This window comes from Methyloversatilis sp. XJ19-13 (assembly GCF_024580155.1).
GTDB lineage: Bacteria > Pseudomonadota > Gammaproteobacteria > Burkholderiales > Rhodocyclaceae > Methyloversatilis.
Window position 1 is genome coordinate 28,780 of record NZ_JANINH010000010.1, and the last position, 17,412, is coordinate 46,191.

At 60.1% G+C, this 17,412-nt stretch carries 17 protein-coding genes; 9 read left to right on the forward strand and 8 right to left on the reverse strand.

The features are described 5' to 3' along the window. Window positions 1-371: 371 nt before the first annotated feature. Complete coding sequence (locus NMQ14_RS13425) at window positions 372-1,676, reverse strand: helix-turn-helix transcriptional regulator (RefSeq protein WP_257096935.1); 1,305 nt, start codon at window positions 1,674-1,676, stop codon at window positions 372-374. Between the two features lie 380 nt (window positions 1,677-2,056). Between NMQ14_RS13425 and NMQ14_RS13430 the strand changes: the two genes are divergently transcribed. The 4 genes from NMQ14_RS13430 to NMQ14_RS19840 all read left to right on the forward strand — a co-directional run bounded on the left by NMQ14_RS13430 (window position 2,057) and on the right by NMQ14_RS19840 (window position 5,597). Next, window positions 2,057-3,220 carry a PEP-CTERM sorting domain-containing protein gene (locus NMQ14_RS13430; protein ID WP_257096937.1) on the forward strand — a complete coding sequence of 388 codons (1,164 nt, stop codon included), beginning with the start codon at window positions 2,057-2,059 and terminating at the stop codon, window positions 3,218-3,220. Between the two features lie 246 nt (window positions 3,221-3,466). Then, window positions 3,467-4,144 (forward strand): hypothetical protein, encoded by a 678-nt coding sequence (locus NMQ14_RS13435; RefSeq protein ID WP_257096938.1) that lies wholly within the window; start codon window positions 3,467-3,469, stop codon window positions 4,142-4,144. Next, window positions 4,102-5,334 (forward strand): hypothetical protein, encoded by a 1,233-nt coding sequence (locus NMQ14_RS13440; RefSeq protein WP_257096940.1) that lies wholly within the window; start codon window positions 4,102-4,104, stop codon window positions 5,332-5,334. The genes NMQ14_RS13435 and NMQ14_RS13440 overlap by 43 nt, the downstream gene beginning before the upstream one ends. A 128-nt stretch (window positions 5,335-5,462) precedes the next feature. Then, complete coding sequence (locus tag NMQ14_RS19840) at window positions 5,463-5,597, forward strand: PEP-CTERM sorting domain-containing protein (RefSeq protein ID WP_373457196.1); 135 nt, start codon at window positions 5,463-5,465, stop codon at window positions 5,595-5,597. Window positions 5,598-5,707: 110 nt separating this feature from the next. On the opposite strand, the gene NMQ14_RS13445 is transcribed toward NMQ14_RS19840, so the two are convergent. The 3 genes from NMQ14_RS13445 to NMQ14_RS13455 are packed head-to-tail and all read right to left on the reverse strand — an operon-like array spanning window position 5,708 to window position 9,138. Continuing rightward, window positions 5,708-6,850: a LuxR C-terminal-related transcriptional regulator gene (locus tag NMQ14_RS13445; protein ID WP_257096942.1), complete on the reverse strand. Its 1,143-nt coding sequence runs from the start codon at window positions 6,848-6,850 to the stop codon at window positions 5,708-5,710. Between the two features lie 23 nt (window positions 6,851-6,873). Next, complete coding sequence (locus NMQ14_RS13450; RefSeq protein ID WP_257096944.1) at window positions 6,874-7,965, reverse strand: LuxR C-terminal-related transcriptional regulator; 1,092 nt, start codon at window positions 7,963-7,965, stop codon at window positions 6,874-6,876. Window positions 7,966-7,980: 15 nt separating this feature from the next. Further along, entirely contained in the window at window positions 7,981-9,138 is a 1,158-nt protein-coding gene (locus tag NMQ14_RS13455) for a helix-turn-helix transcriptional regulator (protein ID WP_257096947.1), read from the reverse strand. A gap of 232 nt (window positions 9,139-9,370) precedes the next feature. On the opposite strand from NMQ14_RS13455, the gene NMQ14_RS13460 reads away from it, so the two are divergent. The 5 genes from NMQ14_RS13460 to NMQ14_RS13480 all read left to right on the forward strand — a co-directional run bounded on the left by NMQ14_RS13460 (window position 9,371) and on the right by NMQ14_RS13480 (window position 13,481). Beyond that, window positions 9,371-9,493, forward strand: coding sequence for a hypothetical protein (locus NMQ14_RS13460; protein ID WP_257096948.1), 123 nt, complete (start codon window positions 9,371-9,373; stop codon window positions 9,491-9,493). A 351-nt stretch (window positions 9,494-9,844) separates the two neighbouring features. Further along, the gene (locus NMQ14_RS13465) at window positions 9,845-10,783 is read left to right on the forward strand and encodes a diacylglycerol kinase family protein (protein ID WP_257096950.1); all 939 of its coding nucleotides are present in this window, start codon (window positions 9,845-9,847) and stop codon (window positions 10,781-10,783) included. After that, complete coding sequence (locus NMQ14_RS13470) at window positions 10,780-11,589, forward strand: metallophosphoesterase (protein WP_257096952.1); 810 nt, start codon at window positions 10,780-10,782, stop codon at window positions 11,587-11,589. Before NMQ14_RS13465 ends, NMQ14_RS13470 begins: the two co-directional genes overlap by 4 nt. 6 nt (window positions 11,590-11,595) lie before the next feature. Further along, a complete protein-coding gene (locus NMQ14_RS13475) occupies window positions 11,596-12,414 on the forward strand; it encodes a phosphatase PAP2 family protein (RefSeq protein ID WP_257096953.1) in 819 nt (272 codons plus the stop codon). 29 nt (window positions 12,415-12,443) lie between these two features. Further along, complete coding sequence (locus tag NMQ14_RS13480; protein ID WP_257096955.1) at window positions 12,444-13,481, forward strand: ADP-ribosylglycohydrolase family protein; 1,038 nt, start codon at window positions 12,444-12,446, stop codon at window positions 13,479-13,481. Window positions 13,482-13,781: 300 nt separating this feature from the next. Here NMQ14_RS13480 and NMQ14_RS13485 read toward each other — a convergent pair whose 3' ends face one another. The 4 genes from NMQ14_RS13485 to NMQ14_RS13500 form a co-directional block, all read right to left on the reverse strand. After that, complete coding sequence (locus tag NMQ14_RS13485; RefSeq protein ID WP_257096956.1) at window positions 13,782-14,096, reverse strand: DUF971 domain-containing protein; 315 nt, start codon at window positions 14,094-14,096, stop codon at window positions 13,782-13,784. Then, window positions 14,093-14,962, reverse strand: coding sequence for an ABC transporter ATP-binding protein (locus tag NMQ14_RS13490; protein WP_257096958.1), 870 nt, complete (start codon window positions 14,960-14,962; stop codon window positions 14,093-14,095). The genes NMQ14_RS13485 and NMQ14_RS13490 overlap by 4 nt, the downstream gene beginning before the upstream one ends. After that, window positions 14,959-15,726, reverse strand: coding sequence for an ABC transporter permease (locus tag NMQ14_RS13495; protein WP_257096961.1), 768 nt, complete (start codon window positions 15,724-15,726; stop codon window positions 14,959-14,961). The genes NMQ14_RS13490 and NMQ14_RS13495 overlap by 4 nt, the downstream gene beginning before the upstream one ends. Before the next feature lie 201 nt (window positions 15,727-15,927). Further along, window positions 15,928-17,373 (reverse strand): ABC transporter substrate-binding protein, encoded by a 1,446-nt coding sequence (locus NMQ14_RS13500; protein WP_257096964.1) that lies wholly within the window; start codon window positions 17,371-17,373, stop codon window positions 15,928-15,930. Window positions 17,374-17,412 lie beyond the last annotated feature (39 nt).

Here is a 17,412-nt window from a genome sequence, read left to right on the forward strand (position 1 = left end):
TGGGCATCGCCTGCGGCTCACCCCAACCTACGTAGGCTATCAGTGGCGGTTGTGCGGTCGGTTGAATCAACACGAAGCCGCAGGTTCGAGCTGTAGGTTGGGGTGAGCCGCAGGCGATGCCCAACAACCACACCTTGATCGAACGCCATGCACGCATGGAAATCGCTGACAAGTCCTGCTGCGCAAGCGCCCGGCCAGCGCAGCCGCCCTTATCGACGCACTGGCCCGCTCGAAGGTTTCATTACGGATTGCCGTCAGGACGACGCTCCACAAGAAAGGGACTGCTTCCTATGTCCGTCCGCCATCAGCTCAACGCCACCATCCGCATCCCGCGTTTCAGGTCTGACGGGCAGGAGGGCCGCATTCAGGAATCACCTCGTATGCGTCGGCAACGTCGCCAGTAGACTGACCAGATCCGACTGCTGTGACGTTCCCGTCTTCGCAAAGATCGACTTGACCTGACTTCGCACGGTTTCGATCGACACACCGCGCGCGATCGCCACCTCATTCACCGACATGCCCCTTGCGATACCGACCGCCAGCTGGGATTCGGCGGGCGTCAGGTCGAATGCCGCACCGACCATGAAAGGGTCAAGCTGAAGTCGCCGCCGCGGGTCATGCAGCAGAACCATCGCCAACGGTGTGCGCCCGAACGCACCCATCGATGTCTCCGGCCGGATGGCGTTCAGATAGACGCCGAAGTGATGCGCCGAACCCGGCAAGGCACACCGCATGAAGGCCTTTTCCTCCGGCGCAACCGCATCACCCAGATAGGCATTGTTTGACAACCTCAGTCGTCGCAACGCCAGCAGCAACTCGGTATCGTCATGCGCGCGCCGGCAGAACAATTCGTCCCCTCGCTCGACCAGAGTTTCGGCCGCGTCCAGGATGCTTCTCGCCGCCGGGTTCGCGAAATGGATACGCCGCTGTTCGTCGATCAGCAGCAACGGCGCCTCGATCTTGCCCAACAGCGCGAGACTGTTTGAAGCCTGATTCGCCAGCCTTGAATTCGTGCGGTAGAGCTTCACCGCCAGGGAAAGGTGATGGGCCAACCGGTGGGCCAGCGCATCTTCCGACTTGCTGAACGGGATCTGATGTGGCCCACGCATCATCGCAAGCAAGGAAACGAACGCGCCGTCTTCCACCAACTTCATTCCACTGACCCAGCGGCCGCCATACGGAATCAGAAACTCCTGGTAGAAGGGATCGCGCGCGACAAAAGCGTCATCGAAGTGCTCGCGGCAATTCATCCACTGCCCTTCGTCCAGCTGCAGCGCCAGTCGCGTACGCGGGTCATGGCGATGCCAGGTGCGCGCGAAATCGATGGCCGCCTCCGGCCGTGCATCTCCCACCTCGAACGAAAAGGTAATCGTCCCGCTCGCCATGTCGAGCCCGAAAATATGGATCGCCCAGAGCGAAAACGCCTCATGTAGTGCCCGAAGCGCCTGCCCCCAGTCCACCTGTCCAGACGCAGCTTGGTAAAAACCCGCCACGCACTGATCGAACTCGTTGTCGGTCATGCTCGGCATTCCTATGACGAAGGCACCATCGACTCTATCCAGTTCATGGGCATCTGTCATCACGATCTGATGACATAAGCACAGCACGTTACGCGCCAGAACACTCAGCGCACCGCGCGCCAATTCCGAACCGATCATTTTTTTGCTGATGCGCACTGCGTCACCCATATGGGGGATGCCCGCCGCATCACGTCATCCTATTTTCGAACCATCAGCCACAGACGAAACACCAGCGACGTTTTTGGATGACCGTCTATCGCAAGGAGTTGAGGTCAGCATGAACAAAAGCCCGGCGCAGATGAAGTGCTGCTCGCAATGGCCGATCCCGTTCTGCCGCTGTGTTCGCCTTGCAGGGAAGTTGCACCTGAGCACCCGAAATCGAGCAAGAGTCGCGAAACAAGCATCGAATCGGTCATTTGATGGCTAAGAAAAGTCGACATTTGATGTCGTGACGACGCGAATTTATCAAACAAAATTTCCGGAACGGAAAAATCTGAAATAATGACTTTTATCAGCGATTACCTAGGAGAAACAGAATGAAAATTTTCGTTTTTAGCGTCGTATCGGCTTTGATGGTCGCATCTTGGGCCGTACAGGCTGCGCCCAATTACAAACTCACTTTGATCGACGGTATGAATGAAGGGAAAGCCATCAACAATTCCGGGGATATTATTGGACTCGGAAGCCTGAATTACGGCATTTATTCTGGCATTGGCTCAAGTGCGCTCCATTTTTCCCTCGGCGGTGGATTGAAGACATTGGGCGTGCAGGTTTATGAACCCATTGACAATGCCTCAAACTATTTTTCTGTTCATGATATAAACGACCAGGGAAATGCACTAGTCACCTATTCTGGGTATTATAACGGATCAGGGGATATTGAGGGTTATGCTTTTGCTTACTCCTTCATTCAAAACGTAAGGACTGATGAATTTGTGCTGAATGTTGGCGGATCCGCGATCAACAACATGAACAATGTGGTCGGCTATCGCTATATTAGTGGTCCTGACATCGGACTTATCGGTCTGAGAGATAATTTCACAGCCCCTCAAGAAGATACGATACATGCATACGTTATCAATGATCAAAATACGGTTGGCGGCTACATAACAGTTGATTCGAATGGCCACCCGGTGAGTACAACATCTCCGGAGCCTATTCGAGCGCCAGCGATTTGGATCAGTCCTAGTGCCCCAACTTACTTGAACAGAGGTGGATACAGGGATGGACTTGTTAGCGCAATAAATAACGCGGGACTCGTAGTTGGTGGTGTTGGAGAACATATATTTTTTGAGCCTGATGGACGTGCAGCATCGTGGAATGGCGGAGTGCTCTCGCTATTGCCAAACGGCGATTTTGACGGATCGTTTGCGAACAGTGTCAATAGCGGTGGCGCGATAGTCGGTATAGCCGAAAACTTCGCGAGCAATGAAGCGGCTGCAGTCCTTTGGCTTGACGACGAGCTAATCGATTTGAACCAGTATCTGTCCGCCGAATTAAAGAACGCTGGCTGGTCGCTTGAAACGGCGAATGATATAAACGATAGTGGCTGGATTGTTGGAAGAGCCGCAAGCTCGCAGACAGGAGAGGAGCGCGCGTTCCTTTTGTCCATCTCAGCTGTGCCTGAACCCGCCAGTTGGACGTTTGTTGTTGCGGGCCTTGGCTTGATTTCTGTGATTCGAAGAATTCGACACAGCTAGATTGAAGCAAATTATCAGGGTCTGACCCCATTTTCACCTGATAGGTTTCATCGCGCGCCGCGGTTGTCAATAACAAAGCCACTCCGATCTCAGCATCACCGGGTCGAATCGCACGAATAGAAAACCGAAATAGATATACAACTATCAATTCCTTATATTATTATCCCAATATTAATTTCATGAATGTTTTTATTGCAAGTTGGATCGGATAGAAATAGTGGATTGATCTCTTAGGGAGGTTGGATTTTGAAAAAACTTGCTCTTATTCTGATGGCCTTTTATTTCTCGGGCGCTATTGCATCTACGAATATAAACGTGGTCGGGGTGTCTGCTTCGGATAAATCAAGCGATGATGCGTTTGATACTTCATTGCATGACCTGTCGGTAGTGAGCTCAGCTTTGCACCCGGCTGGCTTTGATGCGTCAGACGCCTTTGGAGGCGTCGTTGGAACGTTTTTTCCCGGTGAAGTGATCTTTCAAGATAACGGAATTTCGGGGCAGACCGACTTCCTGGCCGTCGCATCCCAAAATGCCTTGGCGATATCAGGCATCCGTCTTTCAACATACGACGATAGCTACAATCCAGGTAGTTCACACCGAGGAATCAGTCAATTCCGATTACTCGCGGGGAATGACCCTGGTTCACTCATTGAGATATTCTCAGCCCCTTTGTCCGGAAATTTCAAGCAGGCATACGGGTCCGCCGGGATAGAGCTGACAGCCACCTTTGATGAAGTTGTTGCCACCTATTTCAGATTCGAATTTAAGAGAATCAACTCTACCGGACCTCGGATAGTCGAGATAGACGCCATAACTGCTGTTCCGGAGCCTTCTGCTCAATCGATGCTGATTGTAGGTATTTGCGTCGTCTCGATCCTGGCGTGCAAAACTTCGAGGAAACGAAAAAATTTGATTGCAGGGTAACAGCATTGGGATCAGACCTCTATCCCATTAAAAAAGCAGAGAAAAAGATGTTTTATGTGAACCATATAAAAATTTACTTTATTTCATTCCTTGCGATAACATTATCGCAAACCACAAACGTTTATGCGCTCGCGGAAGGCGGCGAGAATGTTCAATTTGGGGAACTAAGTGTAATCGAAGGAAAGTACTTAGGGAAAAGGTATTCTGCAATCAATACAGTTCACTATTTTGAGCGCGAATTTGTTGATTGGAATAGAGACAGCTTAGGGAATATTACCGGATACGTTTACAACGACACAACCGAACACAGAATATCACTCAACCCCCGGATAGAAAGAATATATACAGAAGGTCTATACACCTTTGATGGCGCAGCAGCTGCGGACAGTGCAGGCCTTCGGACTACAATAAACTCCCGCTCATTCCTTCCGAATAGCCCAGAGGGGGGCTATGCAACGATTCTCTCTCGCGACACGTTGATTTTTGAATCACTACGTGGAGACTCATACGTTGATGTTATTTTACAGTTTGATGTGAGAAGCAGCACAAATGAACTGTGGCATAGCCAACAGAGAGCGGATGGCGTAAGTCTTTTTTCCATGGGAACTGGCGAAAATTTTGGAATCGACAACATCGAGCCTACCGCAGCTCCTCTCATTACCTTTGGCTGGGGGGTAGCTTCGCAGGGCTTACTCCCTTCAGACCGAGTTTTAGATTTTCGTGAACAAGGTGAAATTGCTTCGCAACGCGTAGAAATAGAAGCTGCACCGCCGTGTGGAAATACACCCATTTCTGAGTTCTGCGGATACCCTGCCAATCAGTTTTATATGCTGCCTGTGAGGATGCCTGTTGGAATCCCTATCGTTGTTTACAGAAGCCTGCAAGCTTCCGGAGAGAACGGCGGGCAGATATCAATCATAAACAATCTTTACATCGAGTTTGCAGTATTAGAACAAGAGGGATCTTTCAAGTCAGCCAGCAATTTCTATTACAAACCGATCTCAGAGATTCCCGAGCCAAGCACCGCCATATATATGATCGTTGGGCTTTCAGTACTAATCTGGGCAGTTGCAAACCTGAGTCGCACTGATACCTCCGACACTGCCACTGCCAGCCTGCGACAGAAACGCAAACGTGCGGCCTGGGACGACGACATTCGTACGGCCATGCACGGGATCTACCCGTTATGACTTCCGAGTGCGACGGCCCTGGGGTTCCTATAGCCTTATATCGCGATCTGGTTATGAGTGCAGATAATGGTGACCATATGCGACTTCAAAACAATTTTTATATCAAGGAATTTGGGAATGAGGAGGACATGATTCTTAGCTCTGCCGGGAAGTTCTCTTACAAACAGATTCCGAGCATTCCCGAACCGGAAGCGTGGGTACTGCTCCTTTCCGGCTTCACGCTGATAGTTGCAGGTGCTCGACGGAAGGTGTCTGTAAATTGACCGATCATTGGTAATCCGGTGTTTGTGCGAGGCGTGTCCAAGAGAGGCTCGACCAGAGCAAGCCCTCGGAACGCAACCACAAGGTGCGGTTCATCATTCGAAATTTTGGATCATGCGACAGCATGTGGCGTGTTCCCCTCAAACGGCAAAGTACTCAGTACACTGACCAGTTCCGCCTGCCGGCTGACGCCGACCTTCGCGAACAACGACTTGAGTTGGCTGGTGACGGTCGAGCGGCTGACCTGTCGCACTTCAGCGATGTCTTCAATGCTCATGCCTTTCGCGACGCACACGGCGATCTGGCATTCGGCGGGGGTAAGGCCGTAAGCCGTGGCGAGCACCAGCGGATCGACGCACAGGCGGCCGTCGCTGCGGTGGGGCACCACCATCGCCAGTGCGGATCCGCCGAATGCGCCGAGCGTTTCCTTCGGTCGAATCGCATACAGCAGCAGATGGGTGGCGGCGGCTTCGGCACCTTCGCCCAGACGCAGGAACCGTCGGTCTTCAGGCGTCGCCCCGGCCAGCACGGACCCTTCGGCGAGGCCGAGCGCGCGCAGGGCAAGGTTGAGCTGAACTTCATCTGAAGGGTTCACGCAACCCATATAGCCATGGCGGTCGCAGATCGAATCGGCAGCATCGAGCACCCGGCGACCGGGCGCGTTGGCGAAACGGATGGCGCGTTGCTCGTCGACAAGAATGACCGGCGTCGGAATGCGGTCGAGCACGGCTTCTCCCAGCCGGATGGCCGCGACACGACTGCGCGAGCGTCGGTACAGGCGAATGGCCTGCGCAAGGTGATGCCCGAACCGGTCAGCCCTTTGCCTGCCTTCTTCCGGCAGGGGTGACTGGCCGGGGCCGCGATTGAGCCCCCAGATGACGGCGACGGATGCTTCATCCTCAAGCTTGATGCCGCTGACCCAACGCCCGCCTGCCGGGAGGAGCCACTCCTGATAGAAGGGGTCGGCCGCCACGAAGGCGTCATCGAAGTGCTCGTGACAATGCATCCACTGCCCGACGGGCAGCGAAAGCACCAGCCCTGTCCGCGGATCGATGCGATGGTAGTGGCGGATGTACTCGAACATGGCTTCGGCCGGTCCGTTGCCGGCTTCGAAGCTGAACAGCACTTCGCCGGACGACAGATCGATGGCGAACAGGTGGCTCACGAGCAGATCCAGTGCGGTCACGGCCAGATCCAGCGCATGCCCCCATTCGATCTCGCCCCTTGCCGCTGCGTAAAAGGCGGCGATGACCACTTCGTCATCCGACCCTACGGGCGCTAGCGAATCGGCGGCAGGGTACTCAGGAAGCTCACCAGATCCGGTTGCTGGCGGATGTGCATTTTCTTCATCAGGCTTTTGAGTTGGCATCTGACTGTGTGCTCACTGAGTTGAAAGGTGGATGCAATGCGTTTGAGGGGCATGCCGGCGATGAGCCCGGTCAGCAATCGCGCTTCTGCGCTGGTCATCCCGAACAGTTCCACGAACATCTGCGGGTCTTCGGCGACGACCCGGTGCCGACCGAACACGAACACCACGGCCAGCGCCTCTTCGCCGAGCAAACCCAGCGAAGTACGCGTCATGGCGGGAAAGATGAGCAAATGCGCCACCTGAGAACTTGAATCGGCCGCCAGTTTTATGAGCCCTTGCATGGATTCAGCCGCTGAACGCTCCGTGTGGCCGGGCCGGATACCGACAGCACACAGCACGCGGTCGATCTCGCTGCTGTCCCTTGCCCGCTGGCACTGCAACACACCGTGTTCAACGCGAAGCTGACGGTGATGGCGAAGCACCTCGGCCGCCGCGCGGTTCATGTGTCGCACCACGCGCTGCGCGTCCATGACCAGCACAGGTATCGACAGCCGTTCGAGCAGCGCCTCTGCGAGGGACGATGCATGGGCAATGCGAGGGCCCTCTCGATTGCGCCCGAAGGCGCATCCGAGGTGAAACGCCGCCAGTTTCAGTGCGTCATCGCACCACTCGATCGATGCATCGTCTTGGCGTTCCCATTCGATGACGAGCGACAACGCTGCGGGGCCTGCACGAAACGCCAGCTGTCGCGAGGCGGCAACACACAGCAACGAGTCGTCGCTCGCGCTGCAAACGCGTTTTATGGCCGCCACGTCCTGTTCGAGTTGCCCGGCCTGAAAACGAAAGCGCGGGCTCGAGCCACTGTTCGAGGCGCTTTCGAAGTCACCTTCCAGGACGACTGCCGAAGCACGCAGCGCACGCCGCAGCGCTTCGAGCGCTTCACTCCACTCGACTTCACCGGCCGATGCGCGATGGCAGCCCCCCACGAAATCATCGAGCAGGCGCACATCGAATGGCGTGACGCTTGATCGCTGCTGCAAACGCATTTCCCCGGCGCTCACGATGCGCTGTTCCGCTCAAGTCGTCGCTGAGCCCGCCCCGAAAAGCCGGGGCATCGTCGAGAGTTTTCCGACCAGTTCGGCCTGCCGGCTGCAGCCCGTTTTCTCCAGCACAGCCTTGACCTGGCTTCTTACCGTATGCACCGACACGCCTTGCGTATCGGCGATCTCGGCAATGGAGTCACCCGCGCATAACGCCAGGGCAACACGGGTTTCGGCCGGGGTCAGCGCATACATCGTCGAAATCATGAAGGCGTCGGGCTGCGGACTCTTTTCAGGGTCATGGAACATGACCAGCGCCATCGCCTCAGGGCCGAATGCACCCATGGTCGTGGCGGGTCTGAGCGCGACCAGGCACACGCCGATCTGCTGACCACTCGCTGGCGTGCCGAGGCGCACGAAGACGCGCTCGGGCAAACCGGGCTCGTCCGGTTGGGCCGCCAGCCGAAGCGAACGCAGCGCAACCAGAAGATCCGCATCACAGCCGGCAGCGCGGGCGCCCAGGCATCCGGCCACATCGCGCAGGACCTTCGATTCCGCGAGCATGGTCTGGGCGGCCGGATTCATGCCGATGATGCGCCGCGCGCCGTCCACGACAGCGATGGGCTGCGAGAGGCGCTGAACGACCTCCAGCCCCAGCATGGCCCGGGTATCGCGCTGACGGCGCGCCAGCCAGAGCCCGAGCGCTTTGCGCATATGAACGCCGAGATGCTGGAGAACAGGAAGCGAGGCGTCCGCCAGCGGGCCGGACGCCGGCCCTCGATGCACCGACATGACCACATTGATGCGATCGTCGCGGTACACATTTCCCCCGGAAGTCCACCGGCCACCGTAGGGAATCAGGAAGTCTTGATAGAAGGCACTGTGGGCAACGAAATCGTCATCGAAATGGTGGTGGCAGCTGTCCCATTCGCCCACGGGCAACTGCAGCATGAAAGCCCCCCGGGGGTCATGACGATGCCAGGTGCGGATGTAGTCGATCGAGGCTTCCGGCTTCACATCGCCGGCCTCGAAGCTGAAATCCACCGCACCCAGTTGCATGTCGATGCCGAACAGGGTGATGGCCCACGCATCAAAACCGGGCAAAAGGGGCGTCAGGGCATCGGTCCAGCTCGTCTCACCCGCTGCTGCGGCATAGAAGCCACCGATCAAATCGTCGTTCTGGTGAGTTGTCATGATTTAGCCGCTTCTCCTGTGGTCGTGACGATCAGACGACATGATTCACTTTTAGATTGCATACAAGTTAAGCATGTTTTGATTTGGAATAAATGCACGAGCGCTGAATAGTTCAGAAAATTCGCTGGCTGCGTAACGTCCTCTCGAAAGCTCTTGCCCTTTTGAGGGTTGCGGGTTTTTCAGCGCTTCAACGCGAGGAAAAAACCGCGTCGCGTGCGCCGCTGGCGACAGCATGCAGAATGACCGGAACTTCAAGCTGGCCGGGCAGGACCGGCTGGCGTGGAAGCGATCGAGCGTCGATCTGGACGCCCGCGTGGCGGGCGTGCGCGAATTGATGAAGAAGCTGACCGGCTGAGGCGATCGTCCAGGCGTTTCAACTGATGCACCCGATCGCACAGCCGCCGCGGCCTTGCGGGTGGGGGGCGCCAACGGCGATGCCCAACAACGACACGTCGACCACACGCCACCTACGAATGGAAAGCGCACATTGCATGCAACGATGTCTGTGAGTGCTGTATCGGTTCGATGTTTGCACGCCGTCCTGAAACGAGGTCCTGCCGACGCTCTGACTCGATTTCGCGCCATTCGCGCTGCGGGTCCGGGAAGCCGTACGGCGGCGACTGTCGGCATCGTCCGGCTGATGTAGCACACTTGCTTCCCTATCATGTGAGGTTCCCGGGTTTCGACCCGCACCCCGGCACCTTCGATGTCCACCCCGCTTTCCTTGCAGATCCCGCCGTTGTTCATCGTGCTCAATGCGGCCTCCGGCAGCAGCGATGCCGCACAGACCTGCGCCACCATCGCCGCGGTGCTGGCGGCCGCCGGTCAAACGCATCACATCCTGATGGTGGAATCTGGGCAGACACTTTCCGAGCTGGCGCGCGATGCCGTGGCGCGGGCGCAGGCCGAACAGGGCATTGTCGTTGCGGCCGGCGGTGACGGGACGATCAACACCGTCGCGCAGGCGATGCTGGGCAGCGGTCTGACCTTTGGCGTGCTGCCACAGGGCACGTTCAACTACTTCAGCCGCGAACACGGCATTCCGGCCGACACCGAAGCCGCCGTGCAACTGCTGCTCGACGGTGAGGTGCGGCCGGTGCAGGCGGGCCGCGTGAATGACCGCGTGTTCCTGGTGAATGCCAGTCTGGGTCTGTATCCGGCGCTGCTGGAAAACCGTGAGGAGTGGAAGCGCCAGCTCGGACGCAGCCGCCTCGTCGCCTTCTGGGCCGGCCTGCTGACGCTGCTGCGCGAACACCGGCGACTGACGCTGGACATCGAACACGGCGGCGAGCGGCGCACCATCCGGACGGTGACGCTGTTCGTCGGCAACAACCGCCTGCAGCTGGAGCAGCTGGGTCTGCCCGAGGCGTCGGACCTCGCCCGCGGCAGGCTGGCCGGCATCACGCTGCGCCCGACCGGCAAGCTGGCCATGCTTTGGCTGCTGGTGCGCGGGGCGCTGGGTCGACTGGGTGACGCAGACCGTGTGGTGAATTTCAGTTTCCGCACGTTGAACCTGACTTCGCGGCGACGCCGGCACATCAAGGTGGCCACCGATGGTGAAGTCGCGTGGATGAATGCACCGCTGCATTTCGAGGCGCTGCCGGACGCGCTCAATCTCATCGTGCCGCGCGGCCCGGCGGCATGAGCACACTGCTGATGCAGATCTCCGACACCCATTTCGGCGTCGAACGCCCGCCGGTATGCGACGCCCTGCGTCGACTGGCGCGGGCACAGCAGCCCGGCGTGCTGCTGCTGTCGGGCGACATCACGCAACGCGCGCGTGCCCGTCAGTTTGCCGCCGCGCGCAGCTTTGTCGACAGCCTGGGCATCCCGGCGCGGGTCACCCTGCCCGGCAATCACGACATCGCGTTGTTCAACGTTTTCGAGCGGCTGCTCGTGCCCTACCGCAGCTACCGGCGCGCCTTCGGCGCCGCGCGCGACGCGGTGTTCGATGCCGGGGGCGTACGTATCGTCAGCGTCGATTCGACGCGTGCATACCGCCATGTCGATGGCGAACTGTCGGCCGGGCAGATCGAATCGGTCGCGCGTGCGCTCGACGGCGCACCGGACGGCGCACTGCGCATCGTCATGCTGCATCACCCCGTGGAGGTGAGCCGGCCCGACGAAACGCACAACCGCGTACACGGCCATCGCGAGGCGGTCATCCGTTGGCGGGCCGCCGGCGTCGACCTCATTCTGGGCGGCCACATCCACCTGCCCTTCGTGCGCCGGCTCGACGGCGACGGCCTGCGCACCGCGTGGGCCGTGCAGGCCGGCACGGCGGTGTCGGAGCGCACGCGACCGGAAGCCGGCAACTCGGTCAATCTGATCCGCGCGATCACGCTGCGTGGCGCGCGTTCCGCCATTGTCGAGCGCTGGGACTACTGCGCGGAAAGCGATCGCTTCGAGCCTGGCGCGCTGAGCGCGCTGACGCTGGATGCACATCACTGAGCACCGATGAGCGCCCTTCCTGCCGACCCGCAACAGCTGGCCATCTTCATCGCCCAACTGGCGGTGCCGCTCTGTCTGGGCGCCCTCGGCGTCGCCTTCACACTGGCCATCGCCGGTCACACCACCGCCCGTCGCCTGTGGCCGGCGGGCGCCCGCACCCGCGCGCAGATCGCGACCACCGGCGCCGTCTGCCTGTTGTGTGCGCTGCTGCTTTTTGCTGCCCTCGCATCGGCCGTGTCCGGCGACGGCCGACTGGTGCAGTTCGACCACGCGCTGGCCGACGCCATGGCCGCGCATCAGCCCGCCGGTACGCTGCGTGTATTCGCCCGTCTCACGCACTTCGGCGACACGATCGTGCTGACCACGCTGTGCATCGTTGGCGCAGCCGCACTGCTGGCCGGCGGCGAACGCCTGCTGGCCGCTTCCTGGGTGGCGGCCATCGGTGGAAACTCGCTGCTCAATCATTCACTGAAGGCGATGTTCGAACGCGTACGCCCGCTGCACGAACACGGCCAGATCTGGGAAACCAGCTGGAGTTTTCCGAGCGGCCACAGCTCCGGTACGCTCGTGGCCTATGGCATGGCCGCCTGGATATTGATGCAACTGCTGCCGGCGCGCTGGCATCTGGCGGTGCTGCTGGGCGCCGTCGCGATCGCGCTGGTGACCGCGCTGAGCCGCATCGTGCTGCACGTGCATTTCGCCAGCGATGTGATGGCCGGCTTTGCATCCGGCTCCGCGTGGCTCACGTTGTGCATCACGGTCGCGGCGCTGTTTTGTCGACGCCCGGGCCGCATGATGCAACCATCCGGCCGGCGGAATGCCTGACCGCACAACGGTCCACAAGGAGCAGCACCATGATCGATCACTCGCGCCTCGAAGCGGCCTGGTGGGCCAGCTTCATCGGAGACGCACTGGCCATGCCGGTGCATTGGTACTACACGCGCAGCCGCATCGCCGTCGATTACGGCGAAATCGACCACTACATGGCGCCGCACAATCCGCACCCGGACAGCATCCTGTGGCGCAGCGCGTACCAGCACACCGACGCGACCGACGACATCCTGCACGACCAGGCACGCTTCTGGGGCGGACCGCGCGGCATTCATTACCACCAGTTCCTGCACGCGGGCGAAAACACGCTGAACATCCGGCTCGCCGCACTGCTGGCCGAGTCGCTGGTCGAGTGCGGCCACTACGACCGCGACGACTTCGCGCGCCGCTACCTCGACTTCATGCTGACACCCGGCATGCACGGCGATACCTATGTCGAGGAGTACCACCGCGCCTTCTTCAAGCACTACGCCGAAGGCCGCGAGCTGGGCGACTGCGGCATCGAGGATATCCACATCGGCGGTCTGGCGACCCTGACACCGCTCATCCTTTTCCACGCGGCCAACCGCCACGCGATGAACGACGCAGTGGCGTCGCACATCGACCTGACGCACAAGGGGCCGGTCGCTGCCGAGGCGGCGACGGTGTTCGCCGACCTGATGTACTTCCTGCTGCAGGGCGTGCCGATTGACGACGCCATCGAGCGCGCGGGCGGCGCCGCGCACACCGCGCTGACATGGCCCTACCGTTCATGGGTGCGCACGCGCCCGGACGAAGACGTCGTCGGTACCCAGTTCAGCCCGGCCTGCTATCTGGAAGACTCACTTCCGGCGACGCTCTTCCTCGCCGTGAAATACGGATCCGACCTGCGCACCGGACTGATGTCCAACGCACGACTGGGCGGGGACAACTGCCACCGCGGCGTCGTGCTCGGCGCGCTGCTCGGCGCGCAGGGCGGCATGCATGCCGTGCCGCAGGCGTGGATCAACGGGCTGCATGAGCACGACCGCTTGAAGGGCCTTCTGGAAAAACTGTCGGCGCTGGCGCTGAAGGGCGGCTGACGAAAAACCCGGCCGCGTCGCACGCGTCGATGCCTGGCATGCCGGCCCTGCAGGCGCGGTGGCCTTGTGGGAGCGGCACCTGTGGGAGCGGCGGCCTCGCCGCGATAGTGCTGTGACCAGCGTTGTGCAGCGCGCGGATCGCGGCGAGGCCGCCGCTCCCACAAAACCGTCGCAGCTCCCACGGGTGTTGCGCTCACCGGTGCCGCGCCCACGGACGGTGCGCGACGGGTCAGTTGATGTCGGCATCCTGTTTGATGGCGACGCTGTGATCAGTCGCCCACTTCGCCGCGACCCGTACCTTCACGATACGACCTCCCCGGCTTCGCACGGCGCACCCAGTTCTCGCAGATAGGCCCACGGATAGATGCCGCGCCGGTGGCCGTCGGAGAATACGAGGTTCACGCCGGTGCCTGCCATTTCATGAACCTCCGTCAGTGCGACTTCGGTGCAGTCCTCCGGCGCCGCACCGGCGCGCGCCGCCTTCGTGCAGAAAGCGCAGCGGCAGCGCTGGCGCAGCAATGCATGGGACAGCGCACTTTCGGTGTCGTCGTCCCACTCGATGTGCAATAGACGCGACGCGCTGTGCACCGTGATGCGTCTCGGCAGCGTACTCACAGCATCGCGCCCACGCCTTCGGCGCCGACATGCCAGTCGTGCCCGGCCAGACCGCCCTCCTTCAGCTCGCCACCCATCGCCGCGAGGCTTTCTTCGCGGATGAGCGCCTTGAGCTGACGGTGCAATGCGAGAAAGGTCGGCGACGAGGTCATTTCAGGCGTGCGCGGTCGCGGCAGCGGCACCGGAATTTCCGCCTTGATGCGGCCGGGGCGCGCGGTCATCACGTAGATCTTGTCCGACAGGAAGATGGCCTCTTCGATGTCGTGCGTGATGAACAGCACCGACAACTGCAGCTGCTGCCACATATTGGTCAGGATTTCCTGCATCACCACGCGCGTCTGCGAGTCGAGCGCCCCGAAGGGCTCGTCCATCAGCATGACCTGCGGACTGGTGGCCAGCGCACGCACGATGCCGACACGCTGCTTCATGCCGCCGGACAACTGCTCCGGATAGTGATTCTCGAACGACAGCAGGCCGGCCAGCCCGAGCAGCGTGCGCGCTTTTGTCTCGCGCGCGCTGCGGCTGACGCCTTTCATCTTCAGGCCGAATTCGACGTTTTCGCGTACGCGCAGCCAAGGAAACAGCGAGTACTGCTGGAACACCACGCCGCGGTCGGCACCCGGACCGCCGACCGGCGAGCCATCGACCGAAACGATGCCCTGATGCGGCTTCAGGAAGCCCGCGACAATGTTGAGCAAGGTCGATTTGCCGCATCCGGACGGCCCGACGATGGATACGAATTCCCCCGGCTTCACGTCGAGCGATACGTCGCTCACCGCATCGAGCGGCACGCCGTTCTGGGTGAAGCGGACGCAGACATCGCGGATTTCGATGTGCCCCTTGCCGGGCACGGAAGTGGCGTTCATCGCGTGTTCTCCTTGCCGACCGATACCTGCCACGGCATGGCGAGCCGGGCCAGCAGGCGGATGGCTCCGCTGCACAGCAGACCCAGTACGCCGATGACCAGCATGCCGATCACGATGTGTGAATACTCGATCAGCGAATACGCTTCCCAGGTGAAGTAGCCGACGCCGTACTGACCTGAAATCATCTCCGCAGCAATCAGCGACACCCACGCCACCCCCATGCCCACGGACAGCCCGGTGAAGATGTGCGGCATTGCGCCGCGCAGCACCACCTGGGTCATGAGTGCGAACTCGTTGGCCCCCAGGCAGCGCGCCGCCCGCACCAGCACGCTGTCCATCGTCGCCACACCGTGCATGGTGTTCAGCAGGATAGGAAAAAAGGCGCCGAGAAAGGTGATGAACACGATGCTGGTTTCGGTGGTCGGCCACAGCATGATGGACATCGGCACCCAGGCGATCGCCGGTATCGGACGCAGGATTTCCATGGCGGGAAAGAGCAGCCCGCGTACTGTGCGGTAGCGTCCGATCAGCAGGCCGAAGCCCACACCAAGCACCGTGGCCACGATGAAGCCGAGCATGATGCGACGCAGGCTGATCGTGATGTTGGTCATGAACTTCGGATCGCCGAACAGCGCCAGCGCATCGCGATAGACCTCGACCGGCCCCGGGATGTGCGTGAAGCGGATGTAGAAATCCCAGCGATAGGCGGTCGCCAGATACCAGAAACCGATCAGCAGACCGATGGAAACGAGGGCCAGCAGCATTGCCGGCCCTTCGCTGCGCAACAATCGCCAGAATGCCGATGACCTGAGTGTGCCCGCGGGAGCCGCTGTATCGGACCGTTCCACATGCCTGACGGCGGGCGCAGCCGGCACCTCACGCAGCGATGACGCGCCGTCGTCCGGCTCCGGCGCGAACGATCGCACGTCATCCGCGGGCTGAATCCTGATAGCGGTTCCCATGGCTCACTTCCTTACCGTTGCGACGGCCAGTGCATCGGCATAGAGCCCCGCCTTGCCGCCGTTGGCAGCGGCATGCGCCTCTGCATCCTTCTTCAGCAGGAAGGGCACGATCTGCGTGATGCCATCCTTGCTGAACAGCGAGTAGAAGGCCTTGTCGGCGAACAGCTTGATCTTGAAGGTCTGATCGAACACGAATGCCACGCCGACTTTCTTGCCGGATTCCGTTGCCTTGCGGACTGCCGCCAGCGTGCAGTTGGCCGATTTGTAGGCGGTCAGCGCCCCGCCCTCTATCCAGACCTCGCCCGCCTCGCGCGGCGCGGTGATGCTGCCGCCGCACAAGGGGTCGGTGCCCGAGATTTCATAACTCGAATAGCCGGCCTTCTGCGCCGCGTAGTCGAGTCCGAGTTCCTTGTAGGCTTGCATCACATAGGTTTCATCGACCCACGCATCGGCGTCGAACTCCTTCACCCGGCCCATGCGGCTCAGCACGCCGTGGTCGTACTTCACCGTTTCGATCCACTTCGGCTTGATGGTGGGGTCCAGCGTATGGACGCCGCTCGGGCCAAGGAACATGTAGGCGACCTCCTTCTCGACGCGGGTCCATTCCTCGATCTTCGTTGCCGCCTCAACCGGGTTCTTGCGTACCCAGTCGTTGGCTTCCATCAGCGCCTTGATGTAGGCGACGACGAATTCCGGATACTTTTTGGCGAAATCTTCGCGTACCACCACGCCATGAAAGGTCGGAACCTTGGTTTCGACGCCGTCGAAAATCTTTCGCGCAAAGCCCCGATAGGGCAGCAACTCGGCGAACGGCACGAAGTCGGCATGGCCGTCGATGCGCTTCTCCTGCAGGTTCGACGTGCCGACCTCGGGGCTCTGGCTGGCCAGATCCCAGTAATCGGACTTCCAGCCGCGGTCTTCCATGGCCTTGAGCAGCATGCCGTGCGCGGCGGAACCGAACGGCACCGACACCTTCTTGCCCTTCAGGTCGGACAGCTGGAAGTACGGCGAATCCTTGTGCACCACCATGCCGTTACCGGCGCCATCGATGTTGTAGGCGATCAGTGCGATCAACCGGCTCTTCGTTTCCGGCCCTGCCTGGAAGGTCGCGCCGTTCACCAGCAGCGGATAGTCACCCATCATGCCGATCTGCAGGGTGTTGGCCACCATGCCGTTGGTCACCGGCGGGCCAGAGGTGAAGTTCTGCCACTCGATCTTGAACTGAAGGTCCTTGTACTTGCCGGTCTTCGGCAGATGCTTTTCGAGCAGCCCCAGTTCCTTGATGACGATGCCGCCGGTCACGGTGTTGGTCGTCGTGTTCTGCGTACCGATTCCCACCGTGATCACCTCGGCCAGCGCGGCCGGCGCACAGAGGGCGACGGAGACGCCCAGTGCGAACATGCGCGATACGGCAGCCAATCGATCGAAACCTGCATTCAGTGCATTCATGGCGTTCACCTCTCCCTGTCAGTTCAATAAAAGACGACG

Bases quoted from the DNA above. Each gene is read 5' to 3' on its own strand.
- NMQ14_RS13430 (WP_257096937.1), top strand. From the start codon at position 2,057: ATGAAAATTTTCGTTTTTAGCGTCGTATCGGCTTTGATGGTCGCATCT.
- NMQ14_RS19840 (WP_373457196.1), top strand. From the start codon at position 5,463: ATGATTCTTAGCTCTGCCGGGAAGTTCTCTTACAAACAGATTCCGAGC.
- NMQ14_RS13455 (WP_257096947.1), bottom strand. From the start codon at position 9,138: ATGACAACTCACCAGAACGACGATTTGATCGGTGGCTTCTATGCCGCA.
- NMQ14_RS13460 (WP_257096948.1), top strand. From the start codon at position 9,371: ATGCAGAATGACCGGAACTTCAAGCTGGCCGGGCAGGACCGGCTGGCG.
- NMQ14_RS13465 (WP_257096950.1), top strand. From the start codon at position 9,845: ATGTCCACCCCGCTTTCCTTGCAGATCCCGCCGTTGTTCATCGTGCTC.
- NMQ14_RS13470 (WP_257096952.1), top strand. From the start codon at position 10,780: ATGAGCACACTGCTGATGCAGATCTCCGACACCCATTTCGGCGTCGAA.
- NMQ14_RS13475 (WP_257096953.1), top strand. From the start codon at position 11,596: ATGAGCGCCCTTCCTGCCGACCCGCAACAGCTGGCCATCTTCATCGCC.
- NMQ14_RS13480 (WP_257096955.1), top strand. From the start codon at position 12,444: ATGATCGATCACTCGCGCCTCGAAGCGGCCTGGTGGGCCAGCTTCATC.
- NMQ14_RS13490 (WP_257096958.1), bottom strand. From the start codon at position 14,962: ATGAACGCCACTTCCGTGCCCGGCAAGGGGCACATCGAAATCCGCGAT.
- NMQ14_RS13495 (WP_257096961.1), bottom strand. From the start codon at position 15,726: ATGCTGCTGGCCCTCGTTTCCATCGGTCTGCTGATCGGTTTCTGGTAT.
- NMQ14_RS13500 (WP_257096964.1), bottom strand. From the start codon at position 17,373: ATGAATGCACTGAATGCAGGTTTCGATCGATTGGCTGCCGTATCGCGC.